Annotated in this window: 16 protein-coding genes, 3 pseudogenes and 1 CRISPR repeat array; of the genes and pseudogenes, 10 read left to right on the plus strand and 9 right to left on the minus strand. The window is 69.6% G+C overall.

From position 1 onward, the window contains the following. Positions 1-929: 929 nt before the first annotated feature. The 7 genes and pseudogenes from AB0M39_RS36455 to AB0M39_RS36485 all read right to left on the minus strand — a co-directional run. A pseudogene (locus AB0M39_RS36455) lies at positions 930-1,649 on the minus strand (hypothetical protein); the annotation flags it as partial. A 130-nt stretch (positions 1,650-1,779) separates the two neighbouring features. Continuing rightward, positions 1,780-2,883: a hypothetical protein gene (locus AB0M39_RS36460; protein ID WP_365371782.1), complete on the minus strand. Its 1,104-nt coding sequence runs from the start codon at positions 2,881-2,883 to the stop codon at positions 1,780-1,782. 73 nt (positions 2,884-2,956) lie between these two features. Continuing rightward, entirely contained in the window at positions 2,957-3,508 is a 552-nt protein-coding gene (locus AB0M39_RS36465; protein ID WP_365371784.1) for an RICIN domain-containing protein, read from the minus strand. Positions 3,509-3,590: 82 nt separating this feature from the next. Continuing rightward, a complete protein-coding gene (locus tag AB0M39_RS36470) occupies positions 3,591-4,136 on the minus strand; it encodes an RICIN domain-containing protein (protein WP_365371787.1) in 546 nt (181 codons plus the stop codon). A 42-nt stretch (positions 4,137-4,178) separates the two neighbouring features. Then, complete coding sequence (locus tag AB0M39_RS36475) at positions 4,179-5,696, minus strand: AbfB domain-containing protein (RefSeq protein ID WP_365371790.1); 1,518 nt, start codon at positions 5,694-5,696, stop codon at positions 4,179-4,181. Positions 5,697-6,536: 840 nt separating this feature from the next. After that, positions 6,537-6,853 (minus strand): annotated as a pseudogene (locus AB0M39_RS36480) (transposase domain-containing protein); the annotation flags it as partial. Between the two features lie 1,019 nt (positions 6,854-7,872). Then, the gene (locus tag AB0M39_RS36485; protein ID WP_365371793.1) at positions 7,873-8,220 is read right to left on the minus strand and encodes a group II intron maturase-specific domain-containing protein; all 348 of its coding nucleotides are present in this window, start codon (positions 8,218-8,220) and stop codon (positions 7,873-7,875) included. Positions 8,221-8,479: 259 nt separating this feature from the next. Here AB0M39_RS36485 and AB0M39_RS36490 point away from each other — a divergent pair, with 259 nt between their 5' ends. Then, the gene (locus tag AB0M39_RS36490; RefSeq protein ID WP_032769568.1) at positions 8,480-8,770 is read left to right on the plus strand and encodes a hypothetical protein; all 291 of its coding nucleotides are present in this window, start codon (positions 8,480-8,482) and stop codon (positions 8,768-8,770) included. 29 nt (positions 8,771-8,799) lie between these two features. Here AB0M39_RS36490 and istB read toward each other — a convergent pair whose 3' ends face one another. Together istB and istA are read right to left on the minus strand one after the other, a co-directional pair. Continuing rightward, positions 8,800-9,597 carry an IS21-like element helper ATPase IstB gene (gene istB, locus AB0M39_RS36495; protein WP_365371796.1) on the minus strand — a complete coding sequence of 266 codons (798 nt, stop codon included), beginning with the start codon at positions 9,595-9,597 and terminating at the stop codon, positions 8,800-8,802. 11 nt (positions 9,598-9,608) lie between these two features. Further along, positions 9,609-11,228: an IS21 family transposase gene (gene istA / locus AB0M39_RS36500; protein ID WP_365371819.1), complete on the minus strand. Its 1,620-nt coding sequence runs from the start codon at positions 11,226-11,228 to the stop codon at positions 9,609-9,611. Between the two features lie 222 nt (positions 11,229-11,450). On the opposite strand from istA, the gene cas3 reads away from it, so the two are divergent. From cas3 to AB0M39_RS36545, 9 genes and pseudogenes are all read left to right on the plus strand, one after another. Then, positions 11,451-14,384: a CRISPR-associated helicase Cas3' gene (gene cas3, locus AB0M39_RS36505; protein ID WP_365371799.1), complete on the plus strand. Its 2,934-nt coding sequence runs from the start codon at positions 11,451-11,453 to the stop codon at positions 14,382-14,384. Between the two features lie 736 nt (positions 14,385-15,120). Beyond that, entirely contained in the window at positions 15,121-16,815 is a 1,695-nt protein-coding gene (casA, locus tag AB0M39_RS36510; protein WP_365371802.1) for a type I-E CRISPR-associated protein Cse1/CasA, read from the plus strand. After that, positions 16,812-17,510, plus strand: coding sequence for a type I-E CRISPR-associated protein Cse2/CasB (casB, locus tag AB0M39_RS36515; RefSeq protein WP_365371804.1), 699 nt, complete (start codon positions 16,812-16,814; stop codon positions 17,508-17,510). Before casA ends, casB begins: the two co-directional genes overlap by 4 nt. Next, positions 17,507-18,700 carry a type I-E CRISPR-associated protein Cas7/Cse4/CasC gene (gene cas7e / locus AB0M39_RS36520; RefSeq protein ID WP_365371806.1) on the plus strand — a complete coding sequence of 398 codons (1,194 nt, stop codon included), beginning with the start codon at positions 17,507-17,509 and terminating at the stop codon, positions 18,698-18,700. The genes casB and cas7e overlap by 4 nt, the downstream gene beginning before the upstream one ends. Beyond that, positions 18,697-19,434, plus strand: a complete 738-nt coding sequence (cas5e, locus tag AB0M39_RS36525) for a type I-E CRISPR-associated protein Cas5/CasD (RefSeq protein ID WP_365371809.1) — start codon at positions 18,697-18,699, stop codon at positions 19,432-19,434. Before cas7e ends, cas5e begins: the two co-directional genes overlap by 4 nt. Further along, positions 19,425-20,201, plus strand: coding sequence for a type I-E CRISPR-associated protein Cas6/Cse3/CasE (gene cas6e / locus AB0M39_RS36530; RefSeq protein WP_365371811.1), 777 nt, complete (start codon positions 19,425-19,427; stop codon positions 20,199-20,201). The genes cas5e and cas6e overlap by 10 nt, the downstream gene beginning before the upstream one ends. 4 nt (positions 20,202-20,205) lie before the next feature. Then, positions 20,206-21,174, plus strand: a complete 969-nt coding sequence (gene cas1e / locus AB0M39_RS36535) for a type I-E CRISPR-associated endonuclease Cas1e (protein ID WP_365371813.1) — start codon at positions 20,206-20,208, stop codon at positions 21,172-21,174. Then, positions 21,171-21,527: a type I-E CRISPR-associated endoribonuclease Cas2e gene (cas2e, locus tag AB0M39_RS36540; RefSeq protein ID WP_365371816.1), complete on the plus strand. Its 357-nt coding sequence runs from the start codon at positions 21,171-21,173 to the stop codon at positions 21,525-21,527. Before cas1e ends, cas2e begins: the two co-directional genes overlap by 4 nt. A 93-nt stretch (positions 21,528-21,620) precedes the next feature. Continuing rightward, positions 21,621-22,749: a CRISPR direct-repeat array (repeat unit 29 nt; unit sequence CTGCTCCCCGCGCCCGCGGGGATGGTCCC). A gap of 258 nt (positions 22,750-23,007) precedes the next feature. After that, positions 23,008-23,387, plus strand: a pseudogene (locus AB0M39_RS36545) (HNH endonuclease); the annotation flags it as partial.

The raw sequence follows: 23,387 nt of genomic DNA on the forward strand, positions 1-23,387 counted from the left end.
GAAGAGGCCGAGCGCGGTCTCCGCCTTGCGGGGCGTGGAGGCGTTCAACTTGCCTTCCAGCGCGAAGAGCTCGGCCGCGGTGGGGAAGCTGTTGCTCGTTCGGCCCGTGCCCGTGCCTGGGCGGCCAGATCGCGTTCGCGTTCGGCGATCTTGCGCTGCTCCGCGGCGATCTCGGCCTGGCGCTGGGCCTCGATCCGGGCCTCGCGGGTCTTCCTGGCGTGCTCCCATGCCTCCCGCTCGGCCTTCTCGGCGTCGATGCGGGCCTGCTTGGACCGGGCGGCCGCATCCGCGGCGATCGCGGCCTGCTTGTCGGCCGACTGGGCCAGCTTGGCCGCGGCCCTGGCGTGCTCCTCTGCGTTGGCCCGCCACTTCTTGGCCTGCTGCTCACGCAGTTCGGCATGGTTCTTGGCGTTCAGCCCCGCAGCGTCCGCTGCGGTCGCGTCGACGGCATGCTGGGCCGTCGCTGCCGCCTTGGCCGCCGCGTCCGCCGAGCCCGCGATGCCGGAGGCGACCTCGGCCCACTGCACGCCGTGAGTCAGCCCAGTCTCCACCAGCACATCGGCCTGGGCCTTGGCCAGGAGGGCTGCCACCTGTGCCTGTCTGGCCGCGTCCTCGGCGATGCCGACCTGCCGACCGATCTCGGTCTTGACCGGCCCGTAGTCGGAGAGGCGCTTGCCGGCGCGGTCGGCGGCGAGCATCCGGTCGGCCTCGCGGGACTGCGCGGCCGCCGAACTCATCGCGTTCGACGCATTCTTGAGCGCCTTGACCGCGTCACCGTGGACGGCGATCAGCTTGGTACGGGCCTCGGCCGCGCGGGCGGTCTTCGCGGCCAGCGCCCGCAGCTTCTCGATCGTCTCGAGGGCTTCCTTCTCCGCCTTCTCATGAGCCGCCTGAGCGTCGGCGTCCTTCTGCGCCGCGACCAGGTAGCCCTTCTTCAGGAACTCCGCGATCACCTTGTCGTCGTCGGAGTCCAGAGCGTCCTGGGCGGCTCTTCTCACCTCCGGCCCGAAGGACGCGCCGGTGAGCATCACCACGCGTTTGCGGTTCTCCTCCGCCAGCTTCGCGTCGTTCTGCTCGACGGTCTTGTCCCGCTGCCGGGCCAGGTCGGCGCCGAACGCCAGGAACTCGACGCGGTCCCGCGCAGTGCCCTTCAGAACACGCTCGACCTCGGCGTTGAACTGCGGGCCGCCGGTGCCGCGCATCGCCTCGATCTGCCGGCGGTTCTCGACATCGACACCGCTCTTCCGGTCCTTGGCACGCTTGCGGGCCTCGGCCTCACCATGCTCCAGGAACTCCCGGATCGCGTTCGGGTCGCTGCTCTCCAACGCCTTCTTGGCGGCCTCGCGGACTTCCTCCTCCTCGTCGAACTCCGCGAAGTCCTCCACCAACTGCCGGTCCCAGTCGGCGCCCAGCCTGCTCCCGGACCGCACAGCCGCCGCGGGTGCGGACGGCTTCGGCGAAGCGGCGGCCGTACGGTCCACAGCAGACAGAGCCTGGGCGAACGCCGTTGCCTGAACAGGCGGCGCCGCAGCAGCTTCCCCTGCCACGCCGCCCAGAATCGCCACGGCCACCGCCGCGGACACGGCCTTTTTCGCTAAGCCGGACACATCGCGGTGTGCTCTTCCGGCCCATGGCCGGAATCTACCCATCACGGGAATACCCCCTAGTGAAATGAAGATGAGTCCCCCTGCCCGCTGTCCACGAGCAGGGGGACCGGTTGATGGAGCGACTGCGGAACGGAAAATGCAGATCGGTCGATCAGGTCCGCCGAACCACGCCTCAGCCCTTGACGCGGTTCTCGCTGTCCTGAGCCCGGCCGGCCATGTCCTTCCAGAACGCGGCTGCCTCGGCGGCGTCGGCCTGCTCCTTCGCCCAGGCGTCCTGGTTGGCCTCGGCGAGCCCGGCGACGCTCTTCCAGAGCCCATCCGTGGACTGCCCGGCGAGCCTGGCGATGTTCTTCCAGCTCTCCATTTGAGCCGCGGCCGTGTCCTGCTCGGCCAGCCACGCCGTTTGCGCGGCGTCGGCGTACTCGGCCACCGCCCTCCAGGCCCGTTCGGCCTCGGCCCTGGCCTTCGCCGCGTCGGCTGCGCCCTCCAGCGCATGCTCGGCCGTGGCAGCCTCCCTGACCAGACGGGACAAGGTGCCGTGCCGAAGCACCCTGGCGTCCGCGACCCGCAACCGGTAGCCCTCCAGATCCAGGGCCGCGCCGCTCGCCCAGCCATACCCGAAGAACTCCCCGACGTCCGCGTCAGCGGCACCGGCCCGCAACGCCCACTGCGCCGCCACCCGCACCTGCTCGCCCGGCGCGTGCTCCGCGACAGAACCCACGAACTCGCGCTGCTGAGCAGTGACTTCCTGCCTGTGCTGCTCGTCCGCCTCCCGTACGGCCCGGTCCTGCCGCTGCGCTTCGGCGTATCCGGACTTGACGAACGCCGCCCGATCGGCATCCGTGCCCTTCAGCGCGAGTTGAGCCGCCTCACGCACCTTGGGGGAGAAGCCCGCGGTGTGCGTGCGAACCACCCGTTCGCAAAACGCCGTGTTCCGGGACCGCGTGGCCTTCATCCGCTGCTTGGCGGCGTCATACCCGCCCCCAGGGGCAAGCCATTCCACGATCGCCTCGTCACCACGCGAACTGCGCAGCGCGTGCCACGCAGATACGCGCAGCTCCGCAGGCAGATGCGACCTCGCCAGTCTGAGGACTTGGCTGCGCGCCTCGTCGGCCGCCGAAGCCGCGATCAGCGAAGGCTGATCGACCGGCTGCCCTGCGGAGACGACGGTCGGCACCGGGACGTCCGCCCCCGCCGGAACCGCCCCCGCGACAGCGCCGCCGCCGGCCAGCACGCTGACCGTCAACGCCTGCGCGACCCACCACTGACGACTCATGCCGCATCTCTTGAGGGCGTGAAGTTCATTCCAGGGTCTCCTGCAGAGGGACAGTGCGTCGTCACGGCGCCGGTCACCTGACCGGCTCGAACTGCCACAGCTGTGCTTCGGTCTGATTGCACTCCCACTGCTGCGCCAGCGCGCCGTTCTCCTTCATGGCGCGATCGACGTCCAGACAGCGGCCATCGGTATGCGTGGGGCGCAGCTGGAAGAGCTTCCTGGGCTGGTCCACGAGGACCGCTCGCCAGCGCATCTGCTTGCCCCCGGTACACGTCCACTGCTGGACCGCAGCGCCCCACTGGGTGCCGCTGTTCTCCACCTCGAGGCACTTGCCGCTGGCCACCACCCGCAGCTCGAAGCTGGAGTTGTCGGTAGGGATCACGCGCCACTGCTGAGCCGCGGTGCCATTGCAGTCCCACTGACGGGCCCGTACACCGTTCTCCGTCCTGGCACGGTCGATGTCCAGGCATTTGCCACTGTGTACCACCTTCAGCTGGACTATCGTCTCCCCTGCGGGCACGGCAGCGACAGGAGTACTCCCCTGTGCGTGGGCCGGGGTCACGCCGCCGATCAGCGCGGCGACACCGGCGCCGACGGCGAGCGCGGCTCGGATGGTCCGGGACATCGTGAGGTCCGTTTCTTCTCGACAGTTGATTGCTGATCAATGCAGTTGAGCTCTCTGGCGCAGTCAGCGGGCTCGGGGAGCATCAGGGCGTGACCGGCTGGATCCGCCAACGACTGGCGGTGATGCCGCTGCAGCGCCCGATATAGGCGCCCACGCCGTCGTTGAGGCTGGCATCGTGGACGGTCAGGCAGTAGTCAGGGGCATCCACGGGGCGCAGCTCGTACACCTCCTTGGCGACCTCGACCATGATCACGCTCCAGCGCTGGCTGGAGGAGTCGAAGCACCACTCCTGCCCGGTTTCCCATTCGTAGTGGGGTCCGGTGCTCAGACACCGGCCACTGTGCTTGGCCCGCACCTCGAAGGTCGCCGAGCCGGTGGGCACCAGTCTGAACAGCTGGTAGGCCAGACTGTCGTCACATGTCGACTGCACCGCGCGGGTCCTGTCCGCGAGGCTGCCGTTCTCGATGGTGAGGCACTTGCCGCTGTGCTCCGCCTGCAGCCGTACGAAGGACGCCCCGTCGGCGGCTGCACGGGCCATGGACTGATCTGCGTGGGCGGTGGTCGCACTGCCGATCAACGCGGCGGCACTGGCGCCGACGGCCAGGGCGGCTCGGATGGTCCGAGACATCGTGGGATCCGTTCTTCTCATGAGTGAACTCGGCAGGGCGGATCAGCGCGCGAGCGGGGAAGAGATCAACCAGAAAGTGGCCTCTGGGGTGAACTCGGGGTCGTCGAACCCGCCCGCGTACAGGTAGCCCTTCTTGTGTCCTAGCCGCAGCTTGTTCGACCCGCCCCACGTGAAGGACGTCCTGCCACCCAGCGGGCCTCTTTGGGTGCACCAGGTGGCGCTCTGACGGAATTCGACACTGCGGTCGTCCGGGGATATCCGCACGCGTAGCCCCTGGAACCGCTTGTCCGCCTTCAGGTAGTAGCCGGGTTTGCGCACCGACTCGAAGGAGTAGCAGCCGGGCTGGCCGGCGAGCGAGGGCACAATGACCCAGGTCGCGTCCTCGCGGTCGGACTGCGAGCTCGTCTCGTCCACGGGAGCAGCGAAGCCCTCTCCCCCGTCCGCACTGGACTGGCGGGCGTACCAGCCGAATTCCTCGTGTTCACTCAGCTGGAGGGACTGCCGTCTTGCCCGGTATTGATTGTCCTCCTTGAGGAACTCGGCGACCTCCTCGTCGCTGCCGGCCAGCGCCTTCTCTGCTGCAGCGACCAGACCGGGATGCACCCTGTCGTTCTGTGCCGCAGCCTGGATCTGCAGGGCGAGTCTGCGATTGCCTTCAGCGACCTTCTTGCGACGAGCTTCGTCATCGCGCTTGTACGCCTGATCGGCTCCCGTGTGGATGAACTGCTTCCATTCCGCCGGGTCGGAGGTCAGCACCGCTTGCTGGCCAGCAGCGTAAAGCCCGGTGCTCCGGACGTCATCGGCGGCAATGCGCAGCAGTTCTCTGATGAAGTTGTCATCGCTGAGGCCGAGCATGGCCTCGGACGGCGTGATGCGGAACAGTGCTGCGGCGTTCGTGCGGGCAGCCAGCTCCTTGCGGCGCTCGGCCTCCTTGCGGTCCTTCTCCTCGAGTTCCTTCAGCTCGTTGGCCACATCTCGCTTGTGGGCCTCACGGGCGCCGTTTACGATGAACTCCCGCCAGGCGGCCGAGTCGCCGGCCATTGCACGGATAGCAGCCGCCCGGACCTCCGGCCCGGCAGCGGAGTGCCTCGCGACCGCACGGATGAAGTTGTCGTCACTGAGCGCCAACAGGTCCGGGCTGCTGGGAATGCCGACCGCGAGCAGGGTCTGGGATTTGGCGAGCCTTACTGCACGCTCGGCCTCGACCCGGTCCCTCTCCCGCTGCCGGTCAAGCTTGTACGCCTGGTGGACACCGGTGGCGATGAACCGCACGTGATCCTCCGCCGAGGTACTGGCCATCGCCTCTTCGGCAGCCGTACGCACCGCATCCAGCTCCTCGCCCGCCTCGCTGGCCTTCTTCCACAGCGCATGGAGGTAGTCGTAGTCGTTGAGCAGGAGCACCTCAGGGCTCGGATCGAGGCGCACCACGGCCGCCGCCTCGACTCGTTGTGCCTCCGTGGTCCCGATGCCATCCGCCGCGGCGACCGCCGCAACCGAAGGCAGGGCGACGGCAGGGCCCGGTGCGGCTACGCCCAGTGCAGCCAACACGCCGGTGGCCACGACCCCGCGGACGACAGTCTTCCGCACACGGGCGGAAGCAGGGATATTACCTCTCTCGGGCATGCTGAATCCACTATCCCCTCTGCTGATATCCATGAGCGATCCTCACTGTCAACGCAGCGCGTAAACAGCCAAGCTCGTTGATTTCCCTCACGTTCCGACCGACCACCGAAGTCATCGGAACGCGTCACCGCAGAACCGCGCCGGCCGCAACATGCTCGAATCCACTCCCACGCTCGTCCATACGTGCCCGCGCTCACGAACTGATCTACTGACGCCGGGCGTCAGCCCAGACGGCGAGATACACGCATGAACCGACGGTTCGCAATCCCCTCTGAATCACGAACGAGCTCCCCCAGAACTATCTGGCACGACGAAATGCGATCGCCGAGGAAGCCTCAGTGACCATATCCGGGACACATCAACCACCGCAATGATCTTCTTTCCGCCACCGGAATTCGCGATTCCTAACCGCACCTCACGGCGACGGGCACAGGGCATTGAACCCGCAAACCCAGATTGATTGAGAATCCAACTACTCATCAAATTGGCCGATGGAGCCCGAGTTTGCACCCCTCGCGCGACCACGGCACCACCCCACGCATCCAGTCTCACCAGGGACCGCTGAAAGGGGAAGCGCAGATTCAATGACCACCGCACCCACCCAACCAGTGCCGCCAACCTCCCCCTTGGCCGGATTCCCACCCCCATCAGAAACCCGAAGGGGCACTGCCCCGGATCCTGTCTCCCACTGGGGGTAGCCGGGACCTTCTGACCACGGTCGGCAGCGTCGCCCCTTGCAGGCGAATCGGACCAGGACCGACCTCACAGCCCAAGACGCCCCGCCAACACCTCGAAGAGCTGTTTGATCGGAGCCGGGCCGATCCTCCGCCGCAGGTCACGAAGCGCCTTCTCTGAAGGCGCGGGACGCGTTCGGTCAGCCCCGCGACCAGCTTGGCCCACACAAGTCGGGTGCCGAGATGCTCGAACAATCCCAAGGCCAGAACGAAGTACACGCCGACCCGGGAGGGAAGACGTCGCAGCCGTCGCTCCCGCGCTCCGGTCTCCTCCAGAACCGCGTCAACGAGCTCCGGGGGTACGACCTGCGTTAACTCACCGAGATGACCGGGGGCAAACACATCGCTGGTGCCGCCCATGACAGACTGAACCACAGGGCCTCTGCCTTCGGGAAGATCTTGGTCGATCCCCTGGATAGCAGAGGCCCCGCAGCATTTCACGGTCCTCTTGACATCCCCTCTGGGCCCTTAACTTCGCGGCATTGGGTGATCGCCGCCTACGCCTAGCTCCGGCTCGCCCGACCGCTAGCCGCAGACCTCCGCACGCCCAGAGAGAAGCCGACCAAGCCACACAGAATCACCCCTGCCCGTGTCCGAAGGGGGTTCGGAAACCTGCGCGCATGGAGTTCAGGAGTCGTCGAAGGTCATGTCAACCGGATCAAGATGCTCAAACGCCAGATGTTCGGCCGCGCTGGCTTTCGACTGCTACGGAAACGTGTCCTGCTGTCGTGCTGACGTCGAAGCTGGTCGACTGATGGGAGGGCTCTTTGATACCGCTGTGCTCAACAGCCGGACGTCGTACTCAGTCCAGCAATCGGAGATCTCGATGCCAACCTCGCTGTTGCAGCGGGCGCACAGCAAGTTCGGTCCGTTGAGCCCGTCACGCCTGCAACACCCGTAAAGCCGAGACGGGTCCACGTGGGGCCGCAGCAGCACACCATCTAGCGGGTTGATCACCCAGGTGGCAATCGAACCCGCGGGACCGTACGGATCTGGGTCATCGGAGAAGGAGCCCACCCGCACTGTCGACGGGCCGTACGTGTAGTGCTCCCTCCCCCTCACTGGTGGCAGCGCCCTCCAGCCACGTTGCTCAAGCGGGTTCGACAAGGGAGCAGTGCACGACCGACATCTGAAAACGACCAGCACCCTCGACGCTTCTCCCGTTCGAACCGCATCCACGGTTGTCATCCAACACTTAAGCCTGCCGAGAGGCCAGGAGCCAGCTTCATGCGTACGTCACGCACTGTTGCGAAGCGCGGGCGCTGCGCTGAGTAGGCCCGGAGCGCGGTGCCGGGATTGCTCCCGGTCCGTTTCTCCGGACCTCTCGCCGAACCCGCCGTGCGTCTTTCAACGCAACGGGCTCTCCACGGTCTCTGCCGTCAGACGGGGTTCGCAGGTTGCCATGGGTTGGGGATCGTGCTGGCCCGGTATCGGTAGCGGCTGACCGTGACCGATGCGATCCGGAACAGCTCGATCCCGTCTGCCGCGATAGGTCGCCACCGCCCGTTGGGGGTGGTGAATCGGCGGCGGACGTCGCCCCAACTCCATCGGTGACGTTCCCGCAGCATGCGGATAAGACGCCACCACACGAAGGCGTCGAGCCTGTCGAAGACATGCTTGGCGACCGCGTGCTTGAAGTAGTTGGCCCAACCGCGCATGATCTGAGTGAGTCTGATCAGTGGCTGCGTAGGTTTCAGGCGAGAGCACTTGTTCGTGGGTTTCGGCATCACGCAGTGATCAATGAGCGCGTGAATGTTGGTGGGAAGTAAGAGCACCCTCGGGTGACAGGGGCTCGATCGCGCGTGCGATGCCGACTGCGTTCGTGGCAGGATGGCGGCATGTTGATCAGAAAGGGCGATGCCGCGTAGGCGCCCGAAGGCCGTCCGTGATGAGCGGTGGCGGCCTCGCAGACATGTTGCAGTTCGGCGGATCCGGGGCGTTTCCGCGAGGACTCGTGCAGCTGTCCGCCGCGTTGAGGATGAGCGGATGTGGCCTGGTGCTGTTGCTGATGCGCTCGCCCGCTTCGAGTGGGCCTTCAGGCAACCTGGCCGCTATCTGAACGCATCCCCGGTCTGGCAGCCCGGACTGGAGGTGGAGTATGCCCGCGACGATCTGGAAGAGGTCATGCTTCACCTCCCTCACGGTGCCCGGCGCGATCTCGGCCGGCTGGTCGCTCGTATCGACGATGAGTTCGAGCGTCGCACTCTGCCGAATCCTGGGCCGGTGAACGCCTTCACGGTCGGCGGCTGGTGGTGGTCAAGGAGCCGTGAGCACTGACGATGCTCACGAAGCCTCGTGCGCCCAGGTCAGGTCGTGGTCGGCTGTTGTTCAGCGCGGGCTCGGGTGGTGGCGAGGCGGTAGGAGTCGGTGCCTGTCTCGATGATGTTGCCGCCGAAGGTGAGGCGGTCGACGATGGCGGCGCAGAGCCTGGGGTCGGTGAAGGTCTTGGTCCAGCCGGAGAAGGATTCGTTGGAGGCGATGGCGACGCTGTTCTTCTCCTCGCGTTCGGTCAGGACCTGGAAGAGGAGTTCGGCCCCGCGGCGGTCGAGTTCCATGTAGCCCAGCTCGTCGATGCACAAAAGATCAACGCGGCCGTAACGGGCGATGGTCTTGGTCAGCTGCTTCTCGTCGGCGGCCTCGACCAGCTCGTTGACCAGCTTCGTCGCCAGGACGTACTTGACCCGGTGGCCAGCCATCGCGGCCTCGGTGCCCAGCGCGATCAGCAGGTGAGACTTGCCCGTGCCGGAGTCGCCGATGAGGCAGAGCGGCAAGCCCTTCTTGATCCATTCGCACTTGGCGAGGGTGTGGACCATGGCCGGGTCGATGTTGGGGTTGGCGTCGAAGTCGAACTTGCGCAGCGACTTGTCGCGGGGGAAGCCAGCCGCTTTGATGCGCCGCTCGGAGCGGCGGCGGGCCCGGTCGTCGCACTCGGCCAGGAGGAGCTCGGAGAGGAAGCCGAGGTAGGACATCTGCTCGCGGCCGGCGGTTTCGGCGAGCTCGGGGAACTGGGACCTGATCGTGGGCAGCCGCAGCATCCGGCATGCCTGGTCGATCGCGGCCGTGGCGGCCTGCTCGGTGAGTCCTCGCTGGCGGGGGATGGACACGCGGTTCTCCTTCAGGGGGTGGGGCGGTCGCCGCGGCGGAGCCGCAGGAGCTGGTCGTAGTGAGCGACGGAGGGCAGGGGCCGTTTGTCTGGTGGCAGGCGGGCCCGGACGGCAGCCGGCAGCGGGGCGATGCTGGTCCGGCTCCCAGCCGAGGGTTCCGGGACTTCGGCGGGGGCGGTGTCGGCGTCTGCTGCCTTTCGGGCTTCAAGAGCGACGGCGTCCGCCGTCAACGCCCCGGTCTTGAGGGCGGCGGCAAGGCCAGTGACCAGGTGCTCGTGTGGCAGGTGCCGGCCGAGGAGAAGGACCTGGATGAGCGCGCGGGTGCCGTCCCGCTCGCCGTGAGCCTTGACCGCGGCTTCCCACCAGGCGTCGTGGACTGGAGTGAACCGGCCAGCTGAGCGGGCTTGGTCGAGCGCGGTCGCTCCCGGGAGGGCGCCGGGCTTGCGCACGAGGGCTTCCAGGTAGTGGTCCAGTTCGAGGCGAGTGCCGCCTTTGGCAATCAACCGTTCATGCCGGGCGACTTCGTCCCGGCCGTCGTAAACGACCAGCTCGGAGGCGTGCAGCATCGCGCGGACGTTCCGGCCGATCAGCCGGACCGGCACCGAGTAGCGGTTGGTGCGGACGCTGATCTGGCCGTAGCGGTCGACTCTCAGCGTGAAGAGCCGTCCCGTCTCGAAGGACTCCTGCGGCAACGGTGCCAGCAGCGGCTGCTCGGCCGTGAAGTACTCGCCGATCGTGCGAGGACGGGACCGGATCCGGCGATGCTCATCGTCCTGGTCCCACTGGTCGATCATCGCGTTGAGCTCGGCGAGCGTCCCGACTTCGGGCACCGGGACGAGGTGGTTGCGGCGGAACCAGCCGATCTGCCCCTCGACCCCGCCCTTCTCGTGGGCGCCGCGGATTCCTGGCTGGCAGTAAAGGGCTTCCAGGCCGTAGTGGGAGCGAAACGCGGTCCAGCGCTCGGCCTCGACGCGATGCCGGGAGAAGCCCAGCACCTGGGCGACCGCGGCCCTAAGGTTGTCGTAGCGGACCTTCCCGGTCGGCACCCCGCCCAGCACGTTGAGAGCGTGGACGTGGCCCTCGAAGAACGCCTCCTGCCCCGCCGAGGCGAAGATCCGGTGGACGGCCTTACCCGAGTAGGACAGCCGGAACGCGAACAGGTAGCAGGTCACCAGCTCGCCGGCCAGCCGCACCGTCACGTCGCCGAAGTCGACCTCCGCCTCCGCTCCGGGCTTGTGGGTCTGCGGGACGAAGGCTTCCACTACACCTCGTCCGGCCTGGACCCGGATCTCCTCACGCCGGTCAGCGACGTAGCCCCGGACCATCTGGTACGAGATCTTGTCCGCACCGTGCTCGTCGAGAAGCCGCTCGAAGATCCGCTTCACCGTGTGCCGCTGCTTGCGTGGCGCATCCAGGTCGGCCCGCAGCATCTCGTCGATCAACGGCTTGTACGGATCCAGCCGCGTCGGCCGCGGCGGAAGCTTCTTCCGCGGCTCCGGCCAAGCCGACGACAACGCCTTCTGCACCGTCAGAAACCCGACACCGTACTTCCGCTGAAGAGCACGGCTCGACAGACCAGCCTTCGCATCACGACGGATCGCCGCGTACAGATCGACCTTGGACTTCGGCAGCACCCAGGCCCCCTCGTTGTGCAGAGCACAACCATGGTCCCGAAGCAAGCACCCAGGCGCTCTCGAAACTCAGCGACATCACTCTCCCGTGAACGAGGGCGCTCTCCACGCTGAGCTACAGGCGCTCTCGTATCCCACCAACAAAGCCACATGATCGGGGGTGGGCAGCCAGTTTTTCTCATATACGCATCTGGAGCTGTGTTTTCCCTGTATTCATCTGGCATGACAGGCGAGGGGGACGCCCGTACAGGTACGGGTTTGAGGGCCCGGCTGGACGGGCCTGCGCGGAGCGTGTGGGCGAAGCACGATCGGGGCTCCGATGGGTGGCTGCCATTGTGGCGGCACATGGAGGACAGTGCCGCGGTGGCGGGGCGGCTGTGGGACGAGTGGCTGCCGTTGTCCGTGCGGCGGCTGATCGCCGGGGTGCTGCCGGGGGGCGAGGGCGATGCCCGGAGCTTGGCGGTGTGGCTGGCGGGGGTGCACGACATCGGGAAGGCGACGCCGGCGTTCGCCTGCCAGGTCGAGTCCCTGGCCCGGGTCATGCGCGACGCCGGGCTGGAGATGCGCTCGCGGCAGGCCATGGGCGCGGACCGCAGGCTGGCGCCGCACGGACTGGCCGGGCAGGTGCTGTTGGGGGAGTGGCTGCAGGAACGGGATGGCTGGACGGTCAAGCAGGCGGGCCAGTTCGCCGTCGCCGTGGGCGGGCATCACGGTGTGCCGCCCGAGCACGGCCAGATCGCCGCCCTGGACCGGCGGCCCGAGCTGCTGCGAACCCAGGGCGCGAGCCGGGAGACGTGGCGACGGGTTCAGCAGGAGCTGCTGGAGGCGTGCGCGGCCGAGTTCGGTGTGCGCGAGCGTCTCGGCGTGTGGCGGGCGGTGAAGCTGCCGCAGCCGGTGCAGGTCCTGCTGACCGCGCTGGTGATCGTGTCCGACTGGATCGCGAGCAACCCCGATCTGTTCCCGTACTTTCCCCAGGACGTCCCCTGCAGCGGCGCCGAGCGGGTCGCGGCCGCGTGGCGCGGGCTGGATCTGCCGGTTCCGTGGCGGCCCGAGGAGCCGCCCGGCGACGCCCGGGAGCTGTTCGCGTCGCGGTTCACGCTGCCGGCGGGGGCCGCGGTCCGGCCTGTTCAGGCGGCGGCGGTCGAGCTCGCTCGGACGATGGAGGAGCCGGGGCTACTGGTGATCGAGGCGCCGATGGGGGAGGGGAAGACGGAGGCCGCGCTCGGGGCGGCCGAGATCCTCGCCGCGCGCACCGGTGCGGGGGGCGTGTTCTTCGCCCTGCCGACGATGGCCACCAGCAATGCGATGTTCCCTCGGCTGCGGACGTGGTGGGATCGGCTGCCGGTGCCGGACGGCGCCCGCCACTCGGTGCACCTGGCCCATTCCAAGGCTGCGTTGAACGAGGAGTTCGCCGGCCTGTTGAAGCGGGGGCGGATCGCTGCCGTCGATCTGGACGGCCAGCAGGAGGGGGAGTGGCGGCCCTCCAGTACGGTGCGGTCGGCTGGTGCCGAGCTCGTCGCGCACGCGTGGCTGCGGGGCCGGAAGAAGGCCATGCTGTCGTCGTTCGTCGTCGGCACCGTGGACCAGCTGCTGTTCGCCGGGCTGAAGAGCCGTCACCTGGCGCTGCGGCATCTCGCGGTGGCGGGGAAGGTCGTGGTGATCGACGAGGCGCATGCCTACGACACGTACATGAGCGTGTACCTGGACCGGGTGCTGTCGTGGCTGGGCGCGTATCGCGTGCCGGTGGTGGTGCTCTCCGCGACACTGCCGGCACAACGGCGCCGGGAGTTGGCGGCGGCGTACGCGGGGACGGCCGCGAAGGGCGACGCGGCGGACGCGGCGTTCGACGCTGTCGCCCAGGCCGGCGACTATCCGCTGCTGACGGCCGTCGCGCCCGGCGGGCTTCCTGAGCTGCGCCGTCCTGCGGCTTCGGGGCGCGGCACGGACGTCGAGCTGGAGGGTCTCGACGACGACCTGGACGTTCTCGCGGACCGCCTGGAGGACGAGCTGGAGGGCGGCGGCAGCGTTCTCGTCGTCCGCAACACGGTCAAGCGGGTCTTGGACACGGCGCGGGTGCTGCGGGAGAGGTTCGGCGACGCGCACGTGACCGTCGCGCACTCCTGCTTCGTCGACGTCGACCGTGCCGCGAAAGACGCCGACCTGCTGCGGCGCTTCGGGCCGCCGGACAAGGCCGAGGGCCGGCCGGCACAGCACATCGTGGTAGCCAGTCAGGTCGCCGAGCAGTCCCTCGACGTCGACTTCGATCTCCTGGTCACCGATCTGTGCCCGGTCGACCTGCTGCTCCAGCGGATGGGCCGCCTGCACCGGCATCGGCGGGGCGAGAAGCAGAGCGAGCGTCCCGAGCGGCTGCGGTCGGCGCGCTGCCTGGTCACGGGCGTCGACTGGGGCGGCGACGTGCCGAGGCCTGCGCGGGGATCGGTCGCCGTGTACGGGGGGTACGCGCTGCTGCGCTCGGCTGCTGTGCTGCTGCCGCACCTGGACCGCGGCAAGGGGAGTCCCGTCCGGCTGCCGGCAGACATCAGCCCGCTCGTGCAGGGTGCGTACGGCGAGGAGGGGGACTGGCCGAAGGCGTGGGCGCAGGCGATGGAGCAGGCCCGGGTAAGGCACGAGGCGCACTGTGCGGCCCAGGCCGAGCGGGCGGCGGTGTTCCGCCTGGACGCCGCGGGCCGCCCGGGGCGGCCGCTGTTCGGCTGGGTCACGGCCGGGGTCGGAGACGCCGACGACACCCGCCAAGGCCGGGCACAGGTGCGCGACAGCCGCGAGAGCCTGGAGGTCGTGGTCGTCCAGCGGCGGGCCGACGGCGCCCTCGCGACGGTGGACTGGCTCGATCCGGATCGTCGGGGCCGCCCGCTGGGCGGACTGGAGCTGCCCACGGACCAGGTGCCCACCCCCGTTGCGGCCCGCGCAGCCGCGTCCTGCGGGCTGCGCCTGCCGATCCAGTTCAGCTACGCCGAGGTGATGGACCGGGCGATCGGCGAGCTCGAGGAGCTCCACGTGCCCGCCTGGCAGGCGAAGGACAGCCACTGGCTCGCCGGGCAGCTGATCCTCGCACTCGACGAGGACTGTCAGACCCAGCTGGCAGGCTTCACCCTCAACTACAGCAAGAGCGACGGACTGGCAGTGACACGTTCGTGAAAACGGGAGCACACGGGTGCGACGGTTGGAAACCCCGCAGCGGCGGGGAGCAGTTCAGCACGCCCCTCAGCATGGGGCCATCCCCGCAGGACCGGGGAGCGATAAGGCATGTTACTCGACACGCATGCCCGCGACGGGGACCAGGTTCACGGGGTGTCGTCTTGGCCCCGGCCAGGGGGCGTCGCGGTGGACGGTGATCGCGTCTACCCCGATGGCCTGCGGCCTCCTTCTGCCCACCGGATCAAGGGTCGGACAGCCACGCCAGAGACTGTCGCCGCGAGGGCCGTTGCCACAGCCCACTCGACGGCTGCATCTTCAGGGCCGCCCAACGGCAGCGAACGGCCCACCCAGAGGGCTAACCAGAAGACGACGACGACGGCCCCCGTAGTCAGGATCCAGCGCATCAGACGAATCCAACCACTCAAGCGAACCACTCCCCTTAGCATGTTGAGCGAAGACGAAAGCACTGTAGAGCATTGGAGGGCCATGCGGCACGACTTAGCTGGGCTCGGAACGTCAACCCAGGTCACACGCCCCCTCTTTGACGCAGCATCAACTGCCATGGCAGTGGGCGGAGCACAATCTGGCCTCCCGCGCTACGGCCAGATCCATGCCTGCGATCAGCGCAAGCGACCCGAGTCCATGGGCCGTTGCGCCTCGGCCCACGCGGTTTCTCGGACCTTGCTGGCTGGCTTCGCCCGCCTCTCCAGTCCGAGCGACGGCCTCGAGGTGTCCCATGCCTGACTCCAGCCCGAGCAGCGGTGCTTGTGCGCTGTCGTTCGATCTCACCGCCCGACCGTGGATCCCGGTGCTTCGGATCAGCGGCGAGGAGGACGAGCTGTCGCTGCGCGAGGTCTTCTTGCAGGCGGGCCTGCTGCGGAGGGTCGTCGGCGACCTGCCCACGCAGGAGTTCGCGCTGGTGCGTCTGATGCTCGCGGTCGCTCACGACGCCCTGGAGGGGCCCGCGGACATCGAGGCGTGGTCCGACCTGTGGTCCGACGGGGAGTGCTTCGCGCCGGTGGCGCGCTATCTCGACGTGCACGCAGGGCGTTTCGACCTGCTGGACGCGCGGGTGCCGTTCTTCCAGACCGCAGGGCTGCGCACGGCGAAAGACGAGGTGTTCTCCCTCGACCGCATCGTGGCCGACGTCCCCAACGGGGAGCCGTTCTTCTCCGCGAGGATGCCCACCGTCGACCGGCTCGCCTTCGCCGAGGCTGCCCGGTGGGTCGTTCACGCGCACGCGTACGACACCTCCGGCATCAAGACCGGTGTGGAGGGAGACACCCGCGTCAAGGGCGGCAAGGTGTATCCGCTCGGCGTCGGCTGGGCCGGCAGCCTCGGCGGCGTCTTCGTCGAGGGGCCGACCCTGCGCGAGACGCTGCTGCTGAACCTGGTGGCGGCCGACACGACCGGGCTGCAGATCGACGACGAGGACGCCCCGGCCTGGCGGCGTGAGCCCTGCGGCCCGGGCGGGACAGAGCGCGCGCCCACCGGCGTGCGTGACCTGTACACGTGGCAGACGCGGCGGCTGCGGCTCCACTTCGACGCCGAAGGCGTGCACGGTGTCGTCCTCGGCTACGGCGATCCCCTCACATCCCGCAACCGGCAGCACCGCGAGCCGATGACCGCTTGGCGGCGCAGCCCGGTGCAGGAGAAGAAGCTGCGTGAGAGCCCCGTCTACCTTCCCCGTGAGCACGACCCCGAGCGCTCTGCCTGGCGGGGCATCGGCTCGCTCATCGCCGACGAGGTCGCGCCCGGGCAGGGTTCGGAGCCTGCCGCCTACCTGCGGCCGAGGGTTCTGGAGTGGATTGCCCGACTGGTGACAGAGGGAGAGCTGGAGCGCGGGTTCCTCCTGCGGGCCCGCGTCGTCGGCTCGAAGTACGGCACACAGCAGTCCGTGATCGACGAGATCGTCGACGACCACGTGTCCATGGCCGTCGTCCTCCTCCACGAGCAGGACCGCCGCTACGCGGAGCAGGCCGTCGCCGCCGTCGCCGACGCCGACCGCGCCGTGAACGCCGTCGGCGACCTGGCCGGCAATCTGGCCCGGGCCGCCGGCCTCGAGAGCGAGGGACCGCGCGCCACCGCACGCGATCACGCCTACGGATCCCTCGAGGCCCCCTATCGCGCCTGGCTGAGCCGTCTGGCAGAGGCCGGCGACCCGTACGAGCAGCGCGTCGTGTGGCAGCAGCAGGTGCGTGAGATCGCCGTCCGGCTCGGGGACCGGCTCGTGGCCGCCGCGGGGGAAGCCGCCTGGCAGGGCAGGGTCGTCGAGGTGAGGAAGGGCTCCGAGTGGCTCAACTCCGCCCTCGCGGAGCGGTGGTTCCGCTCCGCCCTGGACAGGGACCTTGGACGCCCTGACACGTCGGACACCCAGCCGGACGCATGCCTTGCGCCGGCATCCGAGACCACCGCGGAGGCACCCGCATGAGCACCGTCACCGCATTCGTCAGTCCACGGGAGCAGGTCGCCCGGCTCGCCGCCCAGCACATCGCCGACCTGCAGCGCGGCTATCTCGCCGACCAGTCTCACGCGGTCGGCGCCCTGGCCAGGCTCCGCCGTGGCGCCGGGCGCGAGGCCGGGCAGCTGCCCGACCTGTGGAGCCTCGTCGACACCGGCCCGCTGCACGAGCCCGCAGGCGGGGCCCGGGCCATGGCCGAGAGCGAACTGGCCTGTGCCGAGGACGCTCTGCACGTCGCGCTGACCTTGTGGGCGCTGCACCAGCAGTCCCGCACGGCGGGCATGCACCAGGCCGACCGCCCAGACCGCCGGCGCGGCCTGGGCGCCGCGGTGCGCCGCATGATGAAGCCCGGCGAGATCGACGAGCCCCTGCGCAAGCGCCTCGTGCGCGCGGGCGCCGCCGCCGACCTGACCGCCCTCGCCCAGCGGCTGCGCGACATCGTCCTCCTGCTGCGCCGCGAGGGCTACGAGCTCGACTACGCCCTGCTCGCCGGACAGCTCTACACCTGGCAGCGGCCGGGCGGCCCCGGCGCGGTGCGCCGCGAGTGGGGCCGTTCCTTCCACGCCTGGCGCGAACCGGACACCGGCCGGCAGCCCGCCGGCGCCCCGCCCGCTGACGGCGACGACACCGCCCGCCCCTCGGACACCGACAAGGACCCCTCGTGAACCGTGTCTTCCTCGACGTGCACGCCCTGCAGACCGTCCCGCCCAGCAATCTCAACCGCGACGACACCGGCGCGCCGAAGTCGGCCGTGTACGGGGGAGTACCGCGCGCACGGGTGTCCAGCCAGGCGTGGAAGCGGGCCACCCGCACCTACTTCTCCGAGGAGCGCCTGCTCGATCCCAGCGAGCTGGGCGTGCGGACGAAGAAGATCGTGGAAGCCGTCGCCGACCGGATCACCGCCCTCGATCCCTCGCTCGCCGGCGAGAACGTGCTGCGGATCGCCGACGAGACGGTGAGGGCCGCCGGTCTGAAGACCGAGGTCCCCAAGCGCAAGGCCACCGCCGCCAAGGACGGGGAGCCGGAGCCGGCGCCCGAGGCGAAGTACCTCGTCTTCCTCAGCGCCCGCCAGCTCGACGGTCTCGCACGCCTCGCCGTGGACGGCGCCGCCGACATCACGGCGTTCCTGAAGGACAAGAAGACGAGGGACCGGGCCAGGGAGATCGCCGACACCCGCCACTCCGTCGACATCGCGCTGTTCGGCCGCATGGTCGCCGACGCCGCCGACATCAACGTCGACGCCGCCGTCCAGGTCGCCCACGCCATCAGCGTGCACCGCGTCGAGAACGAGACCGACTACTACACCGCCGTCGACGACGAGAACACCGAGGCGGAGACTGGAGCCGGAATGATCGGCACCGTCGACTTCAACTCCGCCACCCTCTACCGCTACGCGGCTCTCGGCGTCCACCAGCTGGCCAGGAATCTCGGCGAAGGCCTGCGCGAGGACGAGGAGCGGACTGCCCCGGTGCGCCGGGCCGTCGAGGCCTTCGTCCACGGATTCGTCGCCTCCCTGCCCACCGGGAAGATCAACACCTTCGGGCACCACACCCTGCCCGACGCCGTGGTCGTCAAGCTCCGCGCCACCCGCCCCATCAGCTTCGTCGCCGCCTTCGAGGATCCGGTCCGCGGCGACCAGGGCGGCCACGTCCGCGAGGCCTCCGAGCGCCTGGCCGAGTACATCCCCGACATCGAACGCGCCTACGGCGACGACGCGTCCACGCTCACCTGGGTGCTGCGCGTCGGCCCGAACACGGCGAAGCTCGCCGGGATCGGCGCCGAGACGCAGAACCTGGGCGAACTCGTCGAGTCCGTCGGGCAGGCCGTGGCCGAGCGCCTGGAGAAGCCCGCATGAGCGTGCTCACCCTGAGGCTCGCCGGCCCCCTGCAGTCGTGGGGGGCCTCGGCCCGCTTCGCCCGCCGCACCACCGAGTCCGCGCCGACCAAGAGCGGCGTCATCGGCCTGCTCGCCGCGGCCGCCGGCATCCAACGCGGCGACGACGCAAGCCTGAAGCCCCTGGCCGCCCTCAGGTTCGGCGTCCGCATCGACCAGCCCGGCACCCGCTTGCGGGACTTCCACACCGCCCACCACAGCGTCAGCGGAAAGTCCATGCCGCTGTCCGAGCGGTTCTACCTCGCCGACGCCGTGTTCGTCGCCGCCCTCGAAGGCGACCACACGCTCCTCGCCGGCCTCCACGCGGCCCTGCGCGACCCCGTCTACCCGCCGTTCCTCGGCCGCCGCTCCTGCCCGCCCGCCCAGCCCGTCGACCTCGCACTCCACGACGCGACGACCCTGGAGGACGCACTGCACGACACGCCGTGGCAGGCGTCCGCCTGGCACCGCAGACAGCGCCGCCGCGACCCCGTCGTGACACTGACCGTGCTGCGCGAGGCCGACGAGAATGAGACCCACGCCGACGTCCTGCGCGACCAGCCCCTCAGCTTCGCCGCCGAACACCGCCGCCACGCCCTGCGCACCGTCGTCAGCACGACCGTCGACCTCCCCAGCCCGGCCGCCGCGCCCACCAGGCCGGCGCCCCGCCACGATCCGTTCGATGCTCTGGAAGAAGAGAGCGCCCGATGTTCCTGACCCGCTTCCGCGTGAACACCGCGCGCCCCGGGGCCCGCCGGCTGCTCTCCTCCCCGCAGCCGATGCACGCCGCCGTCATGTCGTCGTTCCCCGGCCTGCTGCCGACAGACGCCGACGGCGCCGGGGCGCCGCGGGTCCTGTGGCGTCTGGACCACAACGCCCGCGCCGAGGTCTTCCTCTATGTCGTCAGCCCCGCCCGGCCGGATCTGACCCATCTCGTCGAGCAGGCGGGCTGGCCCGCGGCGGCCGCCGACCCGGACACACCCGGCTGGCAGAGCCGCCCCTACGCCCCGTTCCTCGACCGCCTCGCCGTCGGCGACGCCTGGGCCTTCCGGCTGACCGCCAACCCCGTGCACCACATCCGCCGCAAGGACGGCGAGCCGACCAAGCGCACCGCGCACCTCACCCCCGTCCACCAGAAAGCCTGGCTCCTCGACCCCGAACGCCAGCAGCGGGCCGGGTTCCGCATCGCCGAGAAGCCCGACGAGAAACGCCTGCTGCCCCGTGGCACCACCCACAAGGGACACGACCACCACGGCGATCGACACGAGCTGACCGTCCGCGATCAGCGCTCCCTCGACTTCGCCAAGTCCCGCGACGCCACGGCCGGCAGAGGCCGAGTGAAAGTCGTGACCGTCACCTTCGACGGCCGCCTCGAGGTCACCGACCCCGAAGCAATGCGCCGCACGCTCACCCACGGGCTGGGAAAAGCCAAGGCGTACGGCTGCGGCCTGATGACCCTCGCCCCCGTGCCCGCCGGCGGGTGAGCAGATGACGACAGTCTCCCGGCGCGCAGCCCTCACGCCGCGCCACCTCACGCGCACCGGCGAACGCCTGTCCTTCGTCTACCTCGAGCGATGCACGATCCACCGGGACGCGAACGCCATAACCGCCGAAGACGCGGACGGCGCCACCCACATACCGTCCGCCACCATCGGAACGCTCCTCCTCGGACCGGGCACCCGCATCACCCACCAGGCGATGAGCATGCTGGGGGAGACCGGCGTCGCCGTCGCCTGTGTGGGGGAGCAGGGCGTGCGCTACTACGCCGGCGGCCGCGCCCTGACCCGCTCATCGGCGCTCGCGGAGGCACAGGCCCTCCAGTGGGCCAGCCGCCGCAGCCGCCTTGCCGTCGCCCGCGCCATGTACCGGCTGCGCTTCCCCGACGAGGACCCGGCCGGGCTCACCCGCCACGAGCTGCTCGGCCGCGAAGGCCGACGAGTCAAGGACTGCTACAGGGCGCAGGCCGCACGCACCGGAGTTCCGTGGCGCGGCCGCAAGTACGCTCCGGGCGACTATGCCGGCAGCGACCCGGTCAACCAGGCGATCACCGCCGCCGGCCAGTGCATGTACGGCGTTGCCCATGCCGTCGTTGCATCCCTGGGATGCAGCACCGCTCTGGGTTTCGTGCACTCCGGCCACGAGCTGTCCTTCGTCCTGGACGTCGCCGACCTCTACAAGACCGAGTTGGGCATTCCCCTGGCCTTCGACATCGCGGCGGAGGACCCGGAGGACGTCGGCCCGCGCACCCGCCGCGCACTGCGGGACCGGATCAACGAGCTGTCCCTGCTGGACCGCTGCGTCGACGACATCAAGCGTCTCCTGCTGCCCGAGGCGAAGAACAGTACGGAGCCATGCGACCAGGACGTCGTCATGCTCCAGAGCGACGGGGGCATCGAGGTCGCCGCCGGACAGAACCACGGAGCCAACGGCCACGAGGACGAGGAGATGACCTGGTGACCGTGATCGTCCTCGCCAACTGTCCCGCAGGGCTGAGGGGATTCCTCACCCGCTGGCTCCTGGAGATCTCCGCAGGAGTGTTCATCGGCAACCCCTCGGCGAGGATCCGCGACGCCCTCTGGGAGGAAGTGCAGCAGTACGCAGGCCAAGGACGCGCCCTGCTCGCCCACACGACCAACAACGAGCAAGGCTTCACCTTCCGGACCCACGACCACGGCTGGCACCCAGTCGACCACGAGGGCCTGACCCTGCTCCGCCGCCCGACCGCCAACCCCTCGTCGTCGACGACTACCGGTCGTCCGAAACCGGGCTGGAGCAAAGCCGCCAAGAGACGACGCTTCGGAAGAGGCTGAATGACCCTTACGTCACGTACATACGACATGTCCGAATCGGTGAAAGTGCTCCAGAACGGCGTGTACCCGCGCTAAAGACGCAGGTCACGCAGTCTGCTCCCCGCGCCCGCGGGGATGGTCCCGACATGGAGCAGTGGCGATCCGTAGTGGAGTACTGCTCCCCGCGCCCGCGGGGATGGTCCCGTAGACCGGCCCCGGTACCTCCGCCCCGTGGACTGCTCCCCGCGCCCGCGGGGATGGTCCCCCCACTGAAGAGCTAGCCGACCCCGCCGCAGGATGCTCCCCGCGCCCGCGGGGATGGTCCCGAGCCGTCGACCGTCCGCATCATCAGGTACGGCTGCTCCCCGCGCCCGCGGGGATGGTCCCAGCACCGACGAGGAGAGCCATGACGACCGTCGCTGCTCCCCGCGCCCGCGGGGATGGTCCCAAGGTAGGTCTGTCCGCCACGGCCGCCACGCTCTGCTCCCCGCGCCCGCGGGGATGGTCCCTCCGCGCCATGTACTCGGCCGTCACCCAATGGCTGCTCCCCGCGCCCGCGGGGATGGTCCCTCTGCGCCCAGTCCATGCTGAACGTCCCCGCACTGCTCCCCGCGCCCGCGGGGATGGTCCCGCTTCGCAGAGGTGAGTGAGGAGGGGGACGGGCTGCTCCCCGCGCCCGCGGGGATGGTCCCGGTGACTGCTAGACAGCTGGTAGGGCCGTCAGCTGCTCCCCGCGCCCGCGGGGATGGTCCCTGGAGCAGGGTCGACAGAACCTCAGTCGGAATCTGCTCCCCGCGCCCGCGGGGATGGTCCCGAAGCGCAGGTAGGTCCGGCCGGGCTGGAAGACTGCTCCCCGCGCCCGCGGGGATGGTCCCCAGTACGCCATCCGCTTCGGGGAGAGCGTGGGCTGCTCCCCGCGCCCGCGGGGATGGTCCCTTGGACACCCCCCCCACCTTCGCAAGGTCGGGGGCTGCTCCCCGCGCCCGCGGGGATGGTCCCACGGGGCGCAGGACCCGCTCCCACAGCCACCTCTGCTCCCCGCGCCCGCGGGGATGGTCCCGGACTGCTGCAGCAGGGCGACCTCGAACAGCACTGCTCCCCGTGCCCGCGGGGATGGTCCCCCTGGGAGAGAGTCAGGGGAGCGCTCTACGGGCTGCTCCCCGTGCCCGCGGGGATGGTCCCGTCGCTACAACCAGGTGCCGTTCCCGCACGTCCTGCTCCCCGCGAACGCGGGGAGGGTCGCGGGTCCCCACATCGGGACGCGCCGCACAGCCGGTGCTGTGTAGGGGGCCGGAGTTGGGACAGCTGGCGGGCTCGAGTCATGGTTCCGAGGGGGAATTGGAGGACCGAGGCGGGGCATTGGGAACGCGTGGTCCGGGGGGCGGGCCGCACGCGTCTGAGGGGACGGAACCGTTTCTCCGGTGAACTCGTTCACTCGCCAGGCTGAGCCGTAGGCGGAACGGCCTGTCGCCGTGGTCGGCGAGCCGGTATCCCTGGCCTGGTGATCAAGACTTTGGTGCGCGGTCTCGCCGCGCTCTCCCTCTCCCTCGCCCCGCTCGTCGCCCCCGCTCCCGTGCAGGCCGCCGAAGTCACCACCCTCGCCGACGCGCTCGAGCACATGCGCGTGGCGGAGGAGTCCCGCACGGGCTACGCCCGCGACAAGTTCAAGCACTGGAACGTCGGCCTCGACGCCGCCGACGGCTGCAACACCCGGGCCGAGGTGCTGCTCGCCGAGGCGAACGAGGCGCCGGCGGTCGCCGCCGGCTGCAAGCTCTCCGGCGGCGAGTGGACCTCCTACTACGACGACCAGGAGGTCACCGACCCCGCGAGGCTCGACATCGACCACATGGTCCCCCTCGCCGAGGCCTGGGACTCCGGCGC

It is taken from the genome of Streptomyces sp. NPDC051907, from assembly GCF_040681075.1.
Taxonomy (GTDB): domain Bacteria; phylum Actinomycetota; class Actinomycetes; order Streptomycetales; family Streptomycetaceae; genus Streptomyces.